This window comes from Corynebacterium callunae DSM 20147 (assembly GCF_000344785.1).
GTDB classification, from domain to species: Bacteria; Actinomycetota; Actinomycetes; order Mycobacteriales; family Mycobacteriaceae; genus Corynebacterium; species Corynebacterium callunae.
In genome coordinates this window covers 1812864-1830001 of the sequence record NC_020506.1, presented here as the reverse complement: position 1 = coordinate 1830001, position 17138 = coordinate 1812864, and the positions used below count along the sequence as shown (strand labels likewise).

Here is a 17138-nt window from a genome sequence, read left to right as displayed (position 1 = left end):
CGCAAGTTTCGCCACTTATTGGCCAAATTCAAGTTCAACAATTCCATAACATCTGAAAGAATAGGGACATTATGGCTACACCTGTACCCCTGGTTTTTAACGCTCCGAAGCGCGGCATGCCCCCGGCTCACTTTGCTGACCTTACTAATGAGGCCCGCATTGAGGCTCTCAAAGAGCTCGGACTTCCCAAGTTCCGCCTCGATCAAATTGCTCGCCATTACTATGGCCGTCTTGAGGCTGACCCAACAACAATGACAGATCTTCCGGAAAGTGCCCGTGAAGAAGTCAAGAATGCTCTTTTCCCAACCTTGATGGAGCCTTTGAAAGTCATCCAGACCGATGATGATCAAACGCAGAAGACACTGTGGAAGCTGCACGACGGCACCCTGCTGGAATCTGTGCTGATGCGCTACCGCGATCGCTCCACGCTGTGTATCTCCTCCCAGGCGGGTTGTGGCATGGCGTGTCCATTCTGTGCAACCGGCCAGGGTGGACTAGATCGTAACCTCTCCATCGGTGAGATTGTCGATCAGGTTCGCAACGCTGCGGCCACCATGCAGGCAGAAGGCGGTCGCCTTTCCAACGTGGTGTTCATGGGTATGGGCGAGCCACTAGCCAACTACAAGCGTGTGGTCTCTGCAGTCCGTCAGATTACTCAGCCCTCCCCACAGGGCTTCGGAATCTCTCAGCGCAGTGTCACCGTCTCCACTGTCGGCTTGGCGCCTGCAATCAGGAAGCTTGCCGACGAAGAGATGTCCGTGACTCTCGCAGTGTCTTTGCATACTCCTGATGATGAATTGCGCGACACCCTCGTGCCGGTTAACAATCGTTGGTCTGTTGCTGAGGTGTTGGATGCTGCGCGCTATTACGCAGATAAGTCTGGACGTCGTGTCTCCATTGAGTACGCACTCATTCGCGATGTTAATGACCAGGACTGGCGTGCAGATATGCTCGGCGAGAAGCTACACAAGGCTTTGGGTTCCCGAGTTCACGTCAACCTCATCCCTCTTAACCCAACTCCAGGTTCCCAGTGGGATGCTGCTCCAAAGGCACGCCAGGACGAGTTTGTTCGTCGTGTTATTGCCAAGGGTGTTCCTTGTACCGTTCGTGATACTAAGGGCCAAGAGATTGCGGCTGCTTGTGGTCAGCTGGCTGCCGAGGAAACTGCAGAACAAAAATAATAAAGCTTCATAAATAGGCCTATCCCTCTTGGGGGATAGGCCTATTACTTTTCCATAAACTCCATGAACCACTATTTTTCTTCTGGTAGCGTCGAGTCGAAACCGATAGTTCTCGCAATGGCGAAAACCTGCACAATACAGCTCAAAGGAGAACCAAAGTGACTGATACTCCGCCGACCTCAAAAACTAATCAAGAGGATACAAAGGTCTGCCCCGTAGATCCGAGTACCCAAGCAGTGGCCTTGCGCGGGCTCACCAAGGAATACAACGGGACGGTGGTCGTCGATAATATTTTCCTTGATATTCCAATCGGCGCCATCTACGGCATCGTCGGGCCCAATGGTGCAGGTAAGACCACGATGTTATCCATGGCTACTGGGCTTTTGCGGCCAACTAAAGGCAGTGCCTGGATTGCAGGCGCAAATGTGTGGGATGAACCCTTAGAAGCAAAGAAGGCAATGGGTTTATTGGCAGATGGTTTGCCTATTTTTGATCGTCTCTCCGGCAGGGAATTGCTCACCTATGTGGGAGCCTTACGTGGATTAGACGAGGATGTGGTCCAGCTTCGCAGTGCCGAGCTGTTAGAGGCGCTAGGGCTTGCTGAGGCGGGGGATAAGCGCATCGTCGACTACTCGGCGGGCATGACCAAGAAAATTTTGCTAGCTCAAGCCCTGTTGCATAATCCCAAAGTATTGATCCTAGACGAACCTTTGGAGGCTGTAGATCCTGTTTCAGGGCGTCTTATTCAACAAATCTTGCGTAATTTCGCTGCCGCAGGTGGCACTGTAGTGCTCAGCTCCCACGTGATGGAATTGGTGGAAGGGCTATGTGATCACGTAGCGATTATCAACAAGGGTGTCGTTGAATTAGCTTCCCACGTTAAGGACATTCCTTCGGAAAAGTCTCTTACCGACCTTTTTGTCGATATTGTAGGCGGCGCTGCATTGGCAGAGGGCAGCCTCGCCTGGTTGGGTGGGGGAGAAAAATAATGACCTCCACGTTATTAAAACTCCAGGCCACCTTGTGGAAGCGCAGCATCAAAGGAAATGGTGCTGTAATCACGATGATCATCTTCATCAGCATCTACAGTTTGATTGGTCTTATTGGCTTAAGTGCCATGTTGGCTTTGGGCCTCCAGGAAGATAAACAAGGTGTACTGGCTGGGGTAGTAGCAACTGGCATGCTTGCCTATGTTGTTGCAGCAATAATGTGGCCTTCAGGAGAAGGACAATTGCAAGTGTCCTCCTTTTCCACGATGCCCCTAAAGCCCATGGAACTATTGCCAGGTTTTGCCATCAGCACCCTGATGCAATCACGGGGAATTATCGCCGTAATCTCTACAATCACCACTGCAGTTGTAGCAAGTATCTTTTATTCGGCAGCGCTGATTCCGCTAATTTGGATCATGTTGGCAGTGTCCTTGTTAACCACTTTGACGCTGGGAGAAATCACCAGCCTGATGGCTTCGAGCTCATCTTCTAGAATCAGCAAAGAAAGAATGAGTCTGATTGCCTCAATCGGATTTGTCATCGTCATCATCGGCTACAACCTGCTTATTGGCTCGGGTTCTTTAGGGCGCCTTGAAGTTTTTGGCGATATTGCCAAATGGACACCTTTGGGTGCAGCGGCTGGCGCTATTGAAGCAACGGCTCACCACAACTGGATAGAGGCCATCACCCTCACAGTTTTGGCCTGTGCCTATGTTGCCCTTGGAATCTGGGCATGGATTGCTTTGATTCGTGGCGGGCTAATTGCACCGCTTGATCAAGGCGGCAGTAATCGTGCAAGCAAAGATCAAAAACAGCAGGACGGTAAGAAGGTTCTCTTTCTACCTGGAATTGCGTGGTCACCAGCAGGTGCAGTTTTCTCCCGCGCGCTGCGTTATTTAGTGCGGGATTCCAGACTGCTCGCATCACTGATTATGCTGCCAGTTTTTGCGGTGATCTTTGCTTTTCAAGGAATCACTATTGATTCGACGATGGTCTATTTTGGTTTTATCTTATTGGCAGCATTTTCTGGTGTGCTGGCTACTAATGATTTTGGCTATGACGGCCCTGCTACTTGGCTAAATATGGTCTCCGGGGTGCCGGTCAAGAAATTGCTCCTGGCTAGGCACTGGGCTTCAATGCTGCCTGGCGCTCTAATCTTCTTGGCATACATTCCCATTGTGTTTGTCATTGCCCAAAATAATTCTTTAACAGCAGTGATTGCAATTATCGCGCTGGGCATTCTATTTTCCACGGCGGGAACGTCTTTGCTGATGACAACCTTCAACCCCTATGCCACAGCTAAACCAGGCACCAGCCCCTGGGGTGATCGCAGTGGATATTCCGCCGCAGCATTTGTAGGAGCTTTCGGATCACTCTTCTTGGGCTGGATTCCCTCGCTTCCCGGAATTTTGCTGAGCTTCTTTGGGTATCGGCAAGACATCAGCTGGATGTTAATTCTGGGCCAAAGCTTGGCAGTGCTGATTCCAGCGCTGACTTACCTGGCAATTATTAGAGTGTGCCAACGCAGAGTGGAGCAGAGGCTGCCGGAGATTTTTGAGAAGGTGAAAACCCCGGTGTCATAAAACCAAAAATGAGGCGAACCGATTATTTTCGGTCCGCCTCATTCTATTTAAAGAACTTAGTTGTGCAGTTCCTTGGAGGAATCAGCATCAACGCTACGCAGGTGGGCAACGCGCTCTGGAGCAACGTTGATGGAGCGCAGCTGGGCATCGGAAAGGTTACCCCAGGTGCCGGTCAGGGTGGACTGGTCGTAGGTCCAGTCAGGTTCAACGTGACCAACAGGTTTGTTACGAGCCGTGACGGTGCGAACCTGTGAAAGCTTTGGCTCGAAAAGGTGGATCAGCAAGCCGATGACAAGCAGGACAGTGATTACGGTGAGCCAAATGGTCTCAACGTGACCCTTGTGGTTACCAAAGTGGTATCCAAGTAGGAACAACACGGAGATCCAGCCAGCGATCTGAGTGGTTTGGCGCTTCAGACCATGCCAGCCCCAGGCAGCCGAAGGCTCGTCAAGGGTGGATACACCGCGGTAGATCTCGGGCTCAATCGTGTGGGAGGAACCAGCCACGTCATACTCCTTTATTCGCGTACCCAATTCGATCCAGGACCTGGAGAATCGCGTGCGCACCTACAGAACTTGTTTAACTTTCTCTATATTCTCACATTTATCGCGGTCAAGCGAAAACTCACCCGAGCAATAGTGCATTAAGCAGGAAAAGCGCCCAATCACATCACTTTGGATTGCCCCAAATGGGTGTAAGAATAGATGTCGTGACTAAAAAAATTCTCATCTTAGGTAGTACCGGGTCCATCGGAACCCAAGCTTTGGAAGTTATCGCAGATAATCCACAGCTTTTTGAGGTTGTTGGCATCGCAGCCGGCGGTTCAAATCCAGCGCTAATTATTGAACAAGCACGCACTCTTGGACTACAGCCACAACAGGTAGCCGTGGCACAAGAACAAGCAGCCCGCGAGATCAGTGCAGCCCTGGGTGGGGAAGTTATCAGCGGGGCAGATGCTGCCAGAATCTTGGTGGAAGAAACCTCGGCGGATACTGTCCTTAATGCTTTGGTCGGTTCCTTAGGTCTCGCAGCTACGCTTGCCACCTTGAAATCTGGCGCTTATCTGGCTCTTGCTAATAAAGAATCGCTGGTAGCCGGCGGTGATTATGTGATCTCGCAGGCAAAACCCGGGCAGATTATTCCGGTGGATTCTGAACATTCAGCTATGGCGCAATGCCTGCGCGCAGGTACCTCAGCAGAGGTCGCACGCATTGTGCTGACAGCCTCAGGTGGCCCTTTCCGTGGCTGGACGCGCGAGCAAATGTGGGAGGTAACCCCGCAGCAAGCTGCCGCGCACCCAACTTGGGCAATGGGGCAGATGAATACTCTAAATTCTGCGACATTAATTAATAAGGGATTAGAGCTCATCGAAGCAACGCTGCTTTTTGATACCGATGCTGATCTCATTGATGTCACTGTGCATCCGCAGTCCATCATTCACTCAATGATCACTTTTAAAGATGGAGCGACCATTGCGCAGGCTTCACCACCTTCGATGAAGTTGCCCATTGCCTTAGCGTTGGACTGGCCACACCGGGTTCCAGAGGCGCAGCCGGCGCTTGACTTTAGTCAAGCGTTTTCCTGGACTTTTGAACCCGTTGACTCCCGTGCTTTCCCTGCCGTGCAACTGGCTCGGGACGTCGCAAAGCAAAAAGGTACTTATCCGGCAATTTATAATGCGGCGAATGAGGAAGCAGCTGCTGCGTTCCTGAATGGGAGGATTCGTTTCCCGCAAATTGTTGATGTTGTCGATGAGGTCCTCCAAGGAGCTTCTCAGTTTGCTGGTGTACCCTCAAACGTCGACGAGATTCTGGCCACGGAAACTGAAGCGCGCCTGCGTGCCAATGCTTTGATCGATCGTTTGGCCATCACTACAAAATAGAAAATGAAGGAGCTTCCCTCTCGTGGCAGCCTATCTTTTTGGTGTCGTACTGTTTTTTCTCGGCATCGCTTTAACAATTGCACTTCACGAGTGGGGGCACTACATCACGGCGAAGGCTTTCGGTATGAAAGTGCGTCGCTTCTTCATCGGCTTTGGGCCCACCATTTATTCTAAACAGCGTGGTGAGACTGTTTATGGCCTCAAAGCTGTGCCGGTGGGCGGTTTTTGTGACATTGCTGGAATGACCGCCCAAGATGAGCTTGATCCCGCCGATCAGGCCCGTGCTATGTACCTAAAGCCCTGGTGGCAGCGCATTATTGTGCTCTCCGGCGGCGTAATTATGAACGTTATTATCGGCTTTTTGGTGCTTTATGCCGTAGCCGTGAGCTCGGGAATTCCCAACCCCAATGTGGATACCACCGCAACTGTGGACACCGTGCAGTGTGTCCCGGCCACCCAGCTTTCCCAAACTGAGCTTTCCAGCTGTACCGGTGTCGGCCCAGCGGGTGAGGCCGGCATTAAATCTGGCGACCGCATCCTGGCCGTCAACGGTGAGGAAACCGCGGACTTCACCGCGGTCCGCGATGCTGTTATGAGCCTGCCGGGCCAAACTGCGACCTTGACCGTTGAGCGCGAGGGGGAGCTTTTCGACGTCGACCTGCAGGTGGCGGAAGTAACTCGACTGACAACTGATGGCAGCGAAGTAACAGTTGGTGCCGTTGGTATGACCAGCCTGCCGCCTACTGATGTGTATAAAAAATATGGCCCAGTGGAAGGTTTAGGGGCAACTGCACAATTTAGCGGTGATATGTTGCAGTCCACTTTGGAAGGACTGAAAGAATTCCCCGCTAAGATCCCGGGTGTTGTCGCATCTATCTTTGGTGCTGAGCGTGATGTGGAAAGCCCCATGAGTGTGGTTGGTGCATCGCGTATTGGTGGCGAATTTGTTGAGCGCTCCATGTGGGACATGTTTCTCATGATGCTGGCCAGCCTAAACTTCTTCCTTGCCCTGTTTAACCTGGTTCCACTGCCACCTCTTGATGGTGGACATATTGCCGTGGTGCTTTATGAAAAGGTACGAGACCTCTTCCGCAAGATGCGTGGCCTGGCACCTGCGGGTCCTGCTGACTACACCAAACTAATGCCCATCACCGTTACTGTTGCTGCCATCTTGATGACAGTCGGTGGCCTGGTGATTGTGGCAGATATTGTGAATCCCATTCGACTTTTCGGCTAGCGGGGAATTGTGAGCTGCTGGAAATGGTTGGACTCGAAGTCGGTGATACACTTTTCACATAACTGACTTTCACCCAGAACATTTTCCGGCAGGGCACAGGAAACCTCTGGTCGCCACTGCCACTTCTAGGAGCATGTAACTTGTCTACCCCAATTGGCCTTGGCCTTCCTCCAACTCCACCACCAGTTTTGGCGCCTCGTCGCAAGACTCGCCAGCTAATGGTGGGCAAGGTAGGCGTTGGTTCTGATTACCCCATCTCGGTACAGTCCATGACCACCACCAAGACCCATGACATCAACGCAACCCTGCAGCAGATTGCTCAGCTCACCGCTTCAGGCTGCGATATTGTGCGCGTGGCTTGTCCAAAGACTGTGGACGCTGAAGCACTGCCAATTATTGCCAAGAAGTCTCCAATCCCAGTGATTGCAGATATTCACTTCCAGCCTAAGTACATCTTCGCTGCTATTGATGCAGGTTGTGCAGCTGTGCGTGTGAACCCCGGCAATATCAAGGAATTTGATGGCCGTGTGCAAGAAGTAGCTAAGGCTGCTGGCGCTGCGAATATCCCAATCCGAATCGGTGTTAACGGCGGTTCCCTGGATAAGCGCATCCTAGATAAGTACAACGGCAAGGCCACCCCAGAGGCTTTGGTTGAATCTGCACTGTGGGAAGCCAGCCTCTTTGAAGAGCACGGTTTTGGTGATATCGCTATCTCCGTTAAGCACTCTGACCCAGTTCTTATGGTTGAGGCTTACCGTCAGCTAGCTGAAGTTAGCGATTACCCACTACACCTGGGCGTTACCGAAGCTGGTCCAAAGTTCATGGGCACCATCAAGTCTTCCGTAGCCTTTGGTGCACTGTTGTCCCAGGGCATTGGCGATACCATCCGTGTTTCCCTCTCTGCCGATCCAGTTGAGGAAATCAAGGTTGGAGACCAGATTCTACAGTCTTTGAACCTGCGTCCTCGCAAGCTGGAAATCGTTTCCTGCCCTTCCTGTGGCCGTGCCCAGGTTGATGTGTATTCCTTGGCTGAAGAGGTCACCGAGGCACTTGATGGCATGGAAGTTCCATTGCGTGTTGCTGTAATGGGCTGTGTTGTTAACGGCCCAGGCGAAGCTCGCGACGCTGACCTTGGCGTTGCTTCTGGCAATGGCAAGGGTCAGATCTTTGTTAAGGGCGAGGTTGTTAAGACTGTCCCTGAATCTCAGATCGTGCAGACCCTTATTGAAGAGGCAATGCGCCTGGCAGAAGAGATGGACCCAGAGGTCCTCGCAGCTGCCAACGCACAAGGAATGAAAGCAGAAGTAAAGGTTACAAAGTAGCTCCAACCTTCTCTTGATCAAGCACTCGACCGTCGACTAGTTCGATATAGCGGTCGAGTGCTTTAATTTGTTCCATGTCATGGCTGACATAGAGGGTTGCTGCCGAAAACTCATGAGCCATAGACACAATTAACTGAGTGATCTCGCGGGCTGAATGTTGATCAAGCGCAGCGGTTGGTTCGTCGACAAGCAAAAGGTCTGGCTCATTCATGAGCGCTCGCGCGAGGTTAACGCGCGCCTGCTGACCACCGGAAAGTTCACCTACTTTGCGCTTGGCAATATTTGGCAGCCCAATGGCTGACAAAAGCTCCAATGCCTTAGCTTCAGCACGCTTCTTAGTGGAGCGGCTAAGTGGAAGCACGCGGCCCAAATGTGGAATCAGCATGAGCTGATCAATAACCCGAAGCGATGGCAAAAGATTAGGCTGCTGGAACACAATGCCAATGTGTTCACGTCGCAATAACGCAGCCTGCTGCGCATTTTTCAGATTGAGCAGGTCTACCGAAGAGGTGGCAGTCTCCAGAATTGCAGTGCCGGCATCTGCGTCCTGCAAACATCCCAGCACTCCCAAGAGAGTGGATTTACCAGAGCCAGATGGTCCAACAATGCCAACAACTTCGCCGGATTTAATATCCAAAGACACATTATTGAGCAAAGTGCGGGAATTGGTGCCATCGGCGACGGTCAGGCTGATATTTTTGGCTGTTAAAGACATGGTGGTTTTTCTTTCTTTTGAGCTGGGGTTATGCGGGGTTTGTGCTGGAGAATTAAGCGCTCATAAGTGCACTGCGGGGTTCGATACGCAAGATGGGGCCCAAGGAAAGCGCTGCGCCAACAAGTCCACAAGCGGCCAAAATTAGTGCGGGGTAGAGGGTGGTGGCGGCAGAGATGACAACTGGCAGTGCATTACCTAGACCAAGTGCTAGCGCAATGGTGAAGGAGACACCGACAACAATTCCGATGGCCAGCACGATCAGTGCCTGGCCAATTGCATCTGCAATAAGAACGCGGCGGGCAGCACCGAGTGCACTGGAAATGGCGATACCGCGCAGTCGCTGAATAGTCCACACCATAAAGAAAGCGCCTAGGACTAGCCCGGAAATGATGTACAACATTAGGATCATGAGATTCAAGGCCATCTTTTCGCCCTGGTAGGAGGCAGATGCCTGCCAGCGATCCTTACCTTCCAAAGCAATTGTTCCGCTGGGCAATTCAGTGTTTGCAGAATCAATAAAGGCAGCGGCTGGACCCTGCACTCCGCGGGTCTGAGCCAGCGCACTGAGGTCATCGGTATTTAGCAAAACCACAGGTAGGTGATCTAGATAGAGGTCATTGGAGGTATTTACGGCAGCTTCGGCACCAAATTGTGCCAGGGCTTGGGTGCTATCAATTTCAGCCGGCAGGGAAATCTCACCAGGTTTAAGATCCGGGGAATTTAACACCATGACCGGAGTATCGCCTAAACGATCACGAAGCTGCCATAGTGGCTGTGCGCCAGCTTGTTCCAATTGTGCAGAGGCGGCGGAATCAAGAGTAGAAGCGGAAAGGGAAGTAGAGCCTGAATCAGCGAGCACTAGATCCTTATCACCTGCAAGATATTGCAAGGCAGAAACAGATTGATGGCTGAGCCCCGCGGTGAGCGAGGAGAGGAAGGTGACCATGATGGCAATGAGTCCGACCGTAATGGTGATGAGCAGCGTGCGACCCTTCGCTGCGGAGAGTTCTTTAATTCCTTGAAACATATTTCAAGTCTCTCCTTTTTGAACCTGCTAAAAATCGGGCTGGAGTCGATACTCTGACTCCGACCTAAGTCGGATTCGGGATCGCCCTTTCATCGACTAGGTTGAATCTGTGAGCACCAGCCAAATGACCCTTAGCCGTATTGAATCCGTTCTAACCTGGGGCTTACATCTGCTTATTGCAGTGCTGCTGATCTTGGTGATGTGGCGAGCCGACCATTGGGGCATGTGGCTCTTAGCAGGCGCCTACGCAGTGGTTTATCTGCTGGGCTTTGTTCCCCGTGGCCCCTTTAGCAACCATCGCCTCATCTGGATTGGACTCCTATGCCTGATCTGGGTGGGTCTTATTTGGGACGGCCCAGAACCTGCCTACCTGGCCTTTCCAATGTTCTTTATCATCGTTATGCACACCACACCGTTGCGCTCTGCACTAATCATCGCGGCGATCACAGCCATCGCCATCGGCAGCCTGGCCATGCACCTCGGTTTCTCCATCGGCGTGGTCACCGGCCCCATCTTGGGCGCCGCAGTGGCTTGGATCCTGGGTACTTGTTTTCAGTTATTGGCAACCACCTTAAAGGAGCTTGTCGACGCGCGCACCGCGGCGATCCGGGCGTCGAAAAGCGCCGGCGAGTTGGCAGAAAGAGCCCGCATAGCGGGCGAAATTCACGATACGGTGGCGCAGGGGCTATCTTCGATTCAAATGCTGCTGCATGCTGCGGAAAAGCGCGTAACTGACCCGCAAGCCCTGGCGCAAATTCAATTAGCGAGGCACACCACTGCGGATAACCTTGCAGAAACCCGCAATATTATTGCAGCCCTGCAACCACATCCTTTGGTAGGAGCAACGCTGCCAGTCGCCTTGGCCCGAGTAGCGGCTAATACGCCAATGGGGGAGCGCATGAGCTTTGCCGTTGATGGGACCGCAAGACAAATTCCTGATCAAATGGAAGCCGATATTGTGCGAATTGCTCAAACACTGGTGGGAAATGTCCTGCGCCATTCTCGCGCGGAACATGCCAAAATGACCCTCACTTATCAACCTGATCAAGTGCTGCTTGATGTATTGGACGATGGCATTGGATTTGCTGCAGCCGAAGTGAGGCGTCAAAGCTCAGTAGGATTGCCCACGGCACAGGGACGTGCGGAAAAATACGGCGGTACCCTCACAATCGAAACGGCACCGGGAGTTGGTACTGGTATTTCTGTGTGCATTCCCCACCTCGAAAGGACCAACAATGATTAGAATTTTGCTTGCCGACGACCACCCCGTGGTGCGCGCCGGGTTGGCTTCCTTGATTAGCGCCGAAGCTGATTTCCACATTGTCGATATGGTGGGCAGCCCCGCCGAGGCCATTAAAATTGCAGCTCAAGGCGGGGTAGATGTGGTTCTTATGGATCTGCGCTTTGGTGATTCACCCAGCAATACCCAAGCTGCAGGTGTGGAAGCTACCCGCCAGCTTAGAGCTCTAGAGAACCCGCCACAGGTTTTGGTGGTAACCAACTATTCCACCGATGGCGATGTTGTCGGAGCTGTTTCTGCAGGTGCAGTGGGGTATTTGCTTAAAGATAGCTCACCTGAGGAACTTATTACCGGAATCCGCGATGCTGCCCGAGGAGAATCCGTCCTATCCAGGCAGGTTGCCAGCAAAATCATGGGGCGCATGAATAACCCCATGACAGCGCTGAGTCCCCGTGAATTGGAGGTACTGCTACTGGTCTCTGAAGGTAAGAGTAATAGGGAAATTGCCAAGAAACTGGTGCTCACGGAGGCGACGGTTAAAAGTCATATGGGCCATGTTTTTAATAAATTGGATGTCACTTCCCGCACTGCGGCGGTGGCAGAAGCGAAGCAGCGGGGCATCATTTAACTGCTTTGCGGAGTGGGTGCCAGTTTATGTCCGAGTGGGTTGTTAATATGCTGCCATGAACAAGTCACAGCGCAAGTCATTATTGGCATTCTGCGTGACGGCGACCATCACCGTCAGTGGACTTAGTGCGTGCACCCCGCGGCCGAAAACCGCTGATCCAGTTGCCCAAGAATTTCTTAGTGCCTGGGCAGCGCAAGATTATGAGACTATCTCCGAAATCAGCGACCAAGCAGATACCACCACCACAGCTTTGGAAAGTACCTTTACTGGTTTGCAAGCGGAGGGCGTGGAATTAACCCTGGAGTCGGTTGATTCCCGGGACACAATTGCCACTGCGAAATACGCTGTGAACTGGGATTTGCCACGTGATCGTGAGCTGCAATATGAAGCCACCATGACACTGACCAAAATGGATAATGAATGGACAGTGCGTTGGGAACCTTCTTTGCTGCACCCACAATTGGGTGCTAACCAGCATTTGGAATTGCGCTCTATTGAAGCTCAAAGAGCCAATGTGATTTCCTCAGATGGTGCACCTATTTTGGCGCCGGGAAGTGTCTACCGCATTCTTATCGATCCAGCAGCTGCTGATAATGCAGAATCTGCCGTAAAACGTGTGGCAGCAGACCTTGATGCAGCGAGGGCTAATGATGCCACTGTGCCTAGCATTGATACTGCCCAAGTTTTAAGCAACCTCGGTGATTCCACTTATTCCCTCGCCGTAGTAAATGCTCAGGTAGGGGAGAAGCTGCAACAGGATCTCGCGGGCATTCCAGGTTTGGTCTTTAATGAGGAAGCCGCAATGGTGGCAACAGATCCTACCTTTGCCCCTGACATTGTCTCCCGGGTAGGAAACATTGTCGACGAAGAACTTGATGGATCCAATGGCTGGCGCGCATCCATTGTGACCTCCAATGGGGCGATTATTAGTGATGTTGCCTATAACGCCCCTGAGCTTGCCCCCAGTGTGCGCATTAGTTTGGATTACGATGTGCAAAGAGCAGCCGAAGAAGCAGTGGAACTACGTTCAGGAAATAAAACCATGCTGGTTGCGATGCGCCCCTCAACCGGTGAAATTTTGGCGATCGCTCAAACTGCAGAAGCTGACAAAGACGGCGATGTTGCACTTACTGGCCAATATCCACCAGGATCGACCTTCAAGATCATCACTGCAGCTGCTGGTCTTGCCAACGAGGGGCTAAGTCCAGACAGTATCGTTCCGTGTCCTGGCACCATGAATATTTATGGCCGCATTGTTACCAACTATAACAGTTTCTCACTGGGTAATACCTCCTTAGATGATGCCTTTGCCAATTCCTGTAACACCACCTTTGCCAATATCTCTACTGAATTGCAGCCCGGACAACTTAAAACTGTAGCAATGCAATTTGGCCTGGGCATTGACTATGAAATCCCAGGTCTAGATACCATTACTGGCTCCGTGCCGGAGGGAGAGGTAGTCCTTGATCGCACTGAATCCGGCTACGGCCAGGGCTACGACTTGGCGAGCCCCTTTGGCATGGCTCTTGTGGCTTCCACCGCTGCTACCGGCAAGGTTCCTACTCCAGTATTAATTTCTGGTCATGAAACCAAAGCCAGTACCACCGTGCCTCCCCTTGACCCGGCAGTGTTAAGTTCACTCCAGTCGATGATGCAGTCGGTTGTTACTGATGGTACTGCGCGCGGTATGAAACAAACTGGGCCTCAGATTCGTGGCAAGACTGGTGAGGCTGAAATTAACGGGGGCTCCCACGCGTGGTTTACCGGTTACCGTGAAGATGACATCGCGTTTGCTACCTTGGTTGTGCTCGGTGGTGGATCTGAGGCAGCAACTGCTGTTACCGATCAGTTCTTCATCCGGCTTGATGAATTGCGGGCACAAGGAGAAGTACCTGCAGAGGTGCCAGCAGAATCTACCGAATAGACCTCCCAATTTTCGTGGCTTTCATTAGAGGGGACTAGCATGGGGAACATGTCTAGTCTGCGTGCACCGATTGTCCCTGGAAAACTTTCTCCCATTAGGGAGGTACCTGCGCATATCGAACGTCCAGAATATGTGTGGAAAGACGAAGTCCAAGAGGCCATTGGTGAGCCTTTTGTACAAACCCCTGAGGTGATTGAAGCGATGCGTGAGACCTCCCGCATCGCAGCCAACTCTCTTAAAATCGCTGGTGAAGCCGTTAAGCCTGGTGTTACCACCGACGAAATTGACCGCATTATCCACGAGTACACCTGCGATATGGGTGCTTATCCTTCCGATTTGGGCTACCGCGGCTTCCAGAAGTCTTCCTGCATCTCCCTCAATGAGATCGTGTGCCACGGCATTCCTTCCTCCACTGTGATTGAGGAAGGCGACATCGTTAACATCGACGTCACGGCCTTCAAACATGGAGTTCATGGAGACTGCAATGCTACCTTCCTTGCTGGCGACGTTTCTGAGGAGCATCGTCTCTTGGTAGAGCGCACCGAAGAAGCGATGATGCGAGCAATTCGCGCAGCAAAGCCTGGCCGTGAAATCAACGTAATTGGCCGCGTTATTGAATCCTATGCCAAGCGTTTTGGCTACAACGTGGTTCGAGATTTCACTGGACACGGCATCGGACCAACCTTCCACAATGGGCTAGTTGTATTGCATTATGACAACACTCAATACCGTGACCTGCTGGTTCCTGGAATGACTCTGACTATTGAGCCAATGATCAACTTGGGTTCCCTTGATTATGAGATCTGGGAAGACGATTGGACTGTGCAAAACAAGGACCACAAATTCTCTGCCCAGTTCGAGCACACTATTGTGATCACCGAAGACGGCAATGAGATCCTCACGCTTCCAGATGAGAGCGTCTAAGCCTTTTAGGTTTGCTTAGCAGCCAGTTGCCCTGCGGGGCAACTGGTTTTTTAACGCTTTTCGACGAAAAACACTAGCGCGCGGTGGTTAGGCTAGTCTTCGCGGTAGCGGTCTCGGATTCTTTCAAACCGCGCCTGCATTCTATCTCTTAAATATTGGCCCCATTTTCCCCGTGGCATTTTCAACGCCAATGGCCCATCAGGTCTAGTCACCATGGGAACATCCATAGGACCCACCCACTTCACTTCCGCCATTCCATTGATTTCTGCAGTAAAGCGGGCATCGGTTTTCATATTGTGATGGCGTTGGCATACCAGCTGGAGATTCCAGTCCACGGTTTTTCCCCCTTCCTTCCATGGCACAATATGATCCACCTGGCATTTACTAGCTGGCACACAGCAGCCGGGAAATCTGCAGTGTCCATCTCTGGCTCGTACCAGTGCTACTAGACCTTCGCTGGGGCGGTAGTTGTTTTCCACGACTCCCTTGTACCTGTCGAGGTCTTTAGTCTTGGTGATTTCGCAATCGATGTAATCACTGATGACGCAAAAGCCATTATCTGGATTCCAACCGTTGTTTTCTTCTTCATGCGTGGTGTAGAGGTACTTGGTAATGGTGACTTTACTGTTGGCCTTGAGGATATCTACTAAACCTGTGACCAGGTCGATGCCTTTATCAGACCAATGCTGAAGCAGGTCGTTAAAGCGCTGTCTGTTGGCCCCACTGAGTCGAATTTGGGCGTAGGTGACGTCGTCATTGATGCGCGTGCGCACATAGTCAAGTTTTTCATCAGGTGGCTTGGGCGGAGTAGGATCAAGTTCCTTAATCCACTTCTTGATATGCCGTGCCAAGGTAGATGATTGCATCATAGCTTCGTCTGCGGTCACTGGGGTGAGGGCATCCACGATGCGGCGATCGAGTTCTGGCCAGATTTCTTTAGATCCCTTGGCAACTGCCAACATGATGGCAGCAAGGTATCGGATATTAAGAAAGTAGTAGCGCTCCTGGATATCTCGAAGCAACGGTAAGTTTTGCATGGCCGCTATGGCATTGATGCCCAAATTTATCTCGTGCCTCGAGTTGCCGGTGATTCGCATAAGTTCACTAATTAGTGAGTCAGAATCGAACTCTTCAGACTCCGCAAGGAGATTTACCCACATTTGATGCGTGGTCTTGATGAGTTCAATGTGGAGGTGGACTAGTGGGTCAGTTGGGTTGAGGTGGCTAAAATAGACTTTGGTGATCATGTTTTTCCCCTGAAAACCTGATGTGCTTTAGGTCTAGTGTGCCTGGTGTAGGGGACATGAATCAAGGGATATTTCAAGCATTTATTCGATTCTTAAGTTTATGAAGAAGCTGTGGTAAAACGGCTAGATGGCCCAAGAAATGACTTAGAAAAACTTTGTGAAACGCAAAAAGGCGCTCACGGTAATCGTGAGCGCCTTAAAGAGTTAAGTCAGATGACTTACTTGATGATGCCGTTGTACTTCAGGTAGTTAACTACAGGGAAGACAATCATGCCGAGGACGGAACCGACGGTCAGAACGTCGAATACCTTGCCCCAGGTGGAGAGCCAGCGTGGAACATCCTCGCCGGAGTCATCACGAGAAGAGCCGAAGCCATCGATGCCGTAGCCTTCCTGGTCACCCTCGTAAGGCTCGTTGTAGTCAGACCAAGAAGATCCAACGGTGGAGCCGGACTCGGACTCGGAAGCGGTGGTGGTAGGAGCGGTGGTTTCCTGAGCGGAAACAGCGGTAACGCTACCAAGGGTGATGGCTGCTGCAGAAACAAGTGCGATTGCAGAGTTGCGGAATTTACGCATTGGAATGCGAACCTTTCAGTTGGTGAAGAAGGAGATGAGGAGGGTTTTACTTGATAACGCCGGTGTAAACCAGGTAGTTATACGCAGGGAATACGATCATGCCAAGAAGGGAAGCAATGCCGCCGATCCAGGTGAGGTCGTACATGTTCTGAACCCAAGCAGGCTGCTCATCGCGGGATTCTTCTTCGCCGAAGATTTCCTCACCGGTAGCAGGCTGATCGGCATCCCAGTCTTCGCCAACAGCTGCAGCGCCACCGGAGGAAAGGGCGGAGAAGCCGGAGGAAAGGTTCTGCTCAGATTCCTCAGCAGAAGCGATGGTGGTGGAGCCCATGGAAAGAGCAATTGCGGCAATGCCTGCAACAGCAGCAGTACGGAAAGAACGCATGAGAAAAGTCCTTTGAAATTAGTTGGAGCAACTCCCCTCGGACGAAGGGAGAACGTATTTAGCTATTAGTTATTGTTTAGAGTTTCCCAGGAAAAACCAGGCGAAACTTAAACAATTACTCAGCAATCCAAATATCGAACAGTTTCTACCAATCGTTACGGGTGAAACTGGTCTCAATTTTAATTACTGCGCTTAGATTCCCCAAACCTTTTTATGGTTCAGTGATCTAACGAACAAAAGTCTATACGGCTTCTCACAAGGTTCAATCGACATTACTAC

General features: G+C 51.5%; 16 protein-coding genes. 10 read left to right on the top strand and 6 right to left on the bottom strand.

What is annotated here, in order from left to right; genetic code table 11:
• Positions 1 to 71: 71 nt before the first annotated feature.
• The 3 genes from rlmN (at position 72) to H924_RS08625 (ending at position 3753) form a co-directional block, all read left to right on the top strand.
• Positions 72 to 1181, top strand: coding sequence for a 23S rRNA (adenine(2503)-C(2))-methyltransferase RlmN (rlmN, locus tag H924_RS08635; RefSeq protein ID WP_015651576.1), 1110 nt, complete (start codon positions 72 to 74; stop codon positions 1179 to 1181).
• Between the two features lie 158 nt (positions 1182 to 1339).
• A complete protein-coding gene (locus H924_RS08630) occupies positions 1340 to 2170 on the top strand; it encodes an ABC transporter ATP-binding protein (RefSeq protein ID WP_015651575.1) in 831 nt (276 codons plus the stop codon).
• Complete coding sequence (locus H924_RS08625) at positions 2170 to 3753, top strand: hypothetical protein (RefSeq protein ID WP_015651574.1); 1584 nt, start codon at positions 2170 to 2172, stop codon at positions 3751 to 3753. Before H924_RS08630 ends, H924_RS08625 begins: the two co-directional genes overlap by 1 nt.
• Before the next feature lie 56 nt (positions 3754 to 3809).
• Here the strand turns inward: H924_RS08625 and H924_RS08620 are convergent, their stop codons facing one another.
• The gene (locus H924_RS08620; protein WP_015651573.1) at positions 3810 to 4259 is read right to left on the bottom strand and encodes a DUF2631 domain-containing protein; all 450 of its coding nucleotides are present in this window, start codon (positions 4257 to 4259) and stop codon (positions 3810 to 3812) included.
• 182 nt (positions 4260 to 4441) lie between these two features.
• Here H924_RS08620 and dxr point away from each other — a divergent pair, with 182 nt between their 5' ends.
• The 3 genes from dxr (at position 4442) to ispG (ending at position 8194) form a co-directional block, all read left to right on the top strand.
• Positions 4442 to 5635, top strand: coding sequence for a 1-deoxy-D-xylulose-5-phosphate reductoisomerase (dxr, locus tag H924_RS08615; protein WP_081602482.1), 1194 nt, complete (start codon positions 4442 to 4444; stop codon positions 5633 to 5635).
• A 22-nt stretch (positions 5636 to 5657) separates the two neighbouring features.
• Entirely contained in the window at positions 5658 to 6872 is a 1215-nt protein-coding gene (locus tag H924_RS08610) for a M50 family metallopeptidase (RefSeq protein ID WP_015651571.1), read from the top strand.
• Positions 6873 to 7012: 140 nt separating this feature from the next.
• A complete protein-coding gene (gene ispG / locus H924_RS08605; RefSeq protein WP_015651570.1) occupies positions 7013 to 8194 on the top strand; it encodes a flavodoxin-dependent (E)-4-hydroxy-3-methylbut-2-enyl-diphosphate synthase in 1182 nt (393 codons plus the stop codon).
• Here the strand turns inward: ispG and H924_RS08600 are convergent.
• Positions 8184 to 8909, bottom strand: coding sequence for an ABC transporter ATP-binding protein (locus H924_RS08600; RefSeq protein WP_015651569.1), 726 nt, complete (start codon positions 8907 to 8909; stop codon positions 8184 to 8186). The two genes, ispG and H924_RS08600, sit on opposite strands and share 11 nt — an antisense overlap.
• 52 nt (positions 8910 to 8961) lie before the next feature.
• The gene (locus tag H924_RS08595; RefSeq protein WP_015651568.1) at positions 8962 to 9936 is read right to left on the bottom strand and encodes an FtsX-like permease family protein; all 975 of its coding nucleotides are present in this window, start codon (positions 9934 to 9936) and stop codon (positions 8962 to 8964) included.
• Positions 9937 to 10045: 109 nt separating this feature from the next.
• Between H924_RS08595 and H924_RS08590 the strand changes: the two genes are divergently transcribed.
• The 4 genes from H924_RS08590 to map are packed head-to-tail and all read left to right on the top strand — an operon-like array spanning position 10046 to position 14652.
• The gene (locus H924_RS08590) at positions 10046 to 11179 is read left to right on the top strand and encodes a sensor histidine kinase (protein WP_029703253.1); all 1134 of its coding nucleotides are present in this window, start codon (positions 10046 to 10048) and stop codon (positions 11177 to 11179) included.
• Positions 11172 to 11804, top strand: coding sequence for a response regulator (locus H924_RS08585; protein WP_015651566.1), 633 nt, complete (start codon positions 11172 to 11174; stop codon positions 11802 to 11804). The genes H924_RS08590 and H924_RS08585 overlap by 8 nt, the downstream gene beginning before the upstream one ends.
• Before the next feature lie 55 nt (positions 11805 to 11859).
• Entirely contained in the window at positions 11860 to 13728 is a 1869-nt protein-coding gene (locus H924_RS08580; RefSeq protein ID WP_029703250.1) for a penicillin-binding transpeptidase domain-containing protein, read from the top strand.
• A gap of 39 nt (positions 13729 to 13767) precedes the next feature.
• Complete coding sequence (map, locus tag H924_RS08575) at positions 13768 to 14652, top strand: type I methionyl aminopeptidase (RefSeq protein ID WP_029703248.1); 885 nt, start codon at positions 13768 to 13770, stop codon at positions 14650 to 14652.
• Positions 14653 to 14744: 92 nt separating this feature from the next.
• Here map and H924_RS08570 read toward each other — a convergent pair whose 3' ends face one another.
• The 3 genes from H924_RS08570 to H924_RS08560 form a co-directional block, all read right to left on the bottom strand.
• A complete protein-coding gene (locus H924_RS08570; RefSeq protein ID WP_015651563.1) occupies positions 14745 to 15899 on the bottom strand; it encodes an HNH endonuclease signature motif containing protein in 1155 nt (384 codons plus the stop codon).
• 218 nt (positions 15900 to 16117) lie between these two features.
• Positions 16118 to 16474 carry a hypothetical protein gene (locus H924_RS08565; protein WP_015651562.1) on the bottom strand — a complete coding sequence of 119 codons (357 nt, stop codon included), beginning with the start codon at positions 16472 to 16474 and terminating at the stop codon, positions 16118 to 16120.
• Between the two features lie 46 nt (positions 16475 to 16520).
• Complete coding sequence (locus H924_RS08560) at positions 16521 to 16859, bottom strand: hypothetical protein (protein WP_015651561.1); 339 nt, start codon at positions 16857 to 16859, stop codon at positions 16521 to 16523.
• Positions 16860 to 17138: the final 279 nt, after the last annotated feature.

Coding starts and splice junctions, on each gene's coding strand:
- rlmN (WP_015651576.1), top strand. CDS start 72: ATGGCTACACCTGTACCCCTGGTTTTTAACGCTCCGAAGCGCGGCATG.
- H924_RS08625 (WP_015651574.1), top strand. CDS start 2,170: ATGACCTCCACGTTATTAAAACTCCAGGCCACCTTGTGGAAGCGCAGC.
- dxr (WP_081602482.1), top strand. CDS start 4,442: ATGGGTGTAAGAATAGATGTCGTGACTAAAAAAATTCTCATCTTAGGT.
- H924_RS08600 (WP_015651569.1), bottom strand. CDS start 8,909: ATGTCTTTAACAGCCAAAAATATCAGCCTGACCGTCGCCGATGGCACC.
- H924_RS08595 (WP_015651568.1), bottom strand. CDS start 9,936: ATGTTTCAAGGAATTAAAGAACTCTCCGCAGCGAAGGGTCGCACGCTG.
- H924_RS08585 (WP_015651566.1), top strand. CDS start 11,172: ATGATTAGAATTTTGCTTGCCGACGACCACCCCGTGGTGCGCGCCGGG.
- H924_RS08580 (WP_029703250.1), top strand. CDS start 11,860: ATGAACAAGTCACAGCGCAAGTCATTATTGGCATTCTGCGTGACGGCG.
- map (WP_029703248.1), top strand. CDS start 13,768: ATGGGGAACATGTCTAGTCTGCGTGCACCGATTGTCCCTGGAAAACTT.
- H924_RS08570 (WP_015651563.1), bottom strand. CDS start 15,899: ATGATCACCAAAGTCTATTTTAGCCACCTCAACCCAACTGACCCACTA.
- H924_RS08565 (WP_015651562.1), bottom strand. CDS start 16,474: ATGCGTAAATTCCGCAACTCTGCAATCGCACTTGTTTCTGCAGCAGCC.
- H924_RS08560 (WP_015651561.1), bottom strand. CDS start 16,859: ATGCGTTCTTTCCGTACTGCTGCTGTTGCAGGCATTGCCGCAATTGCT.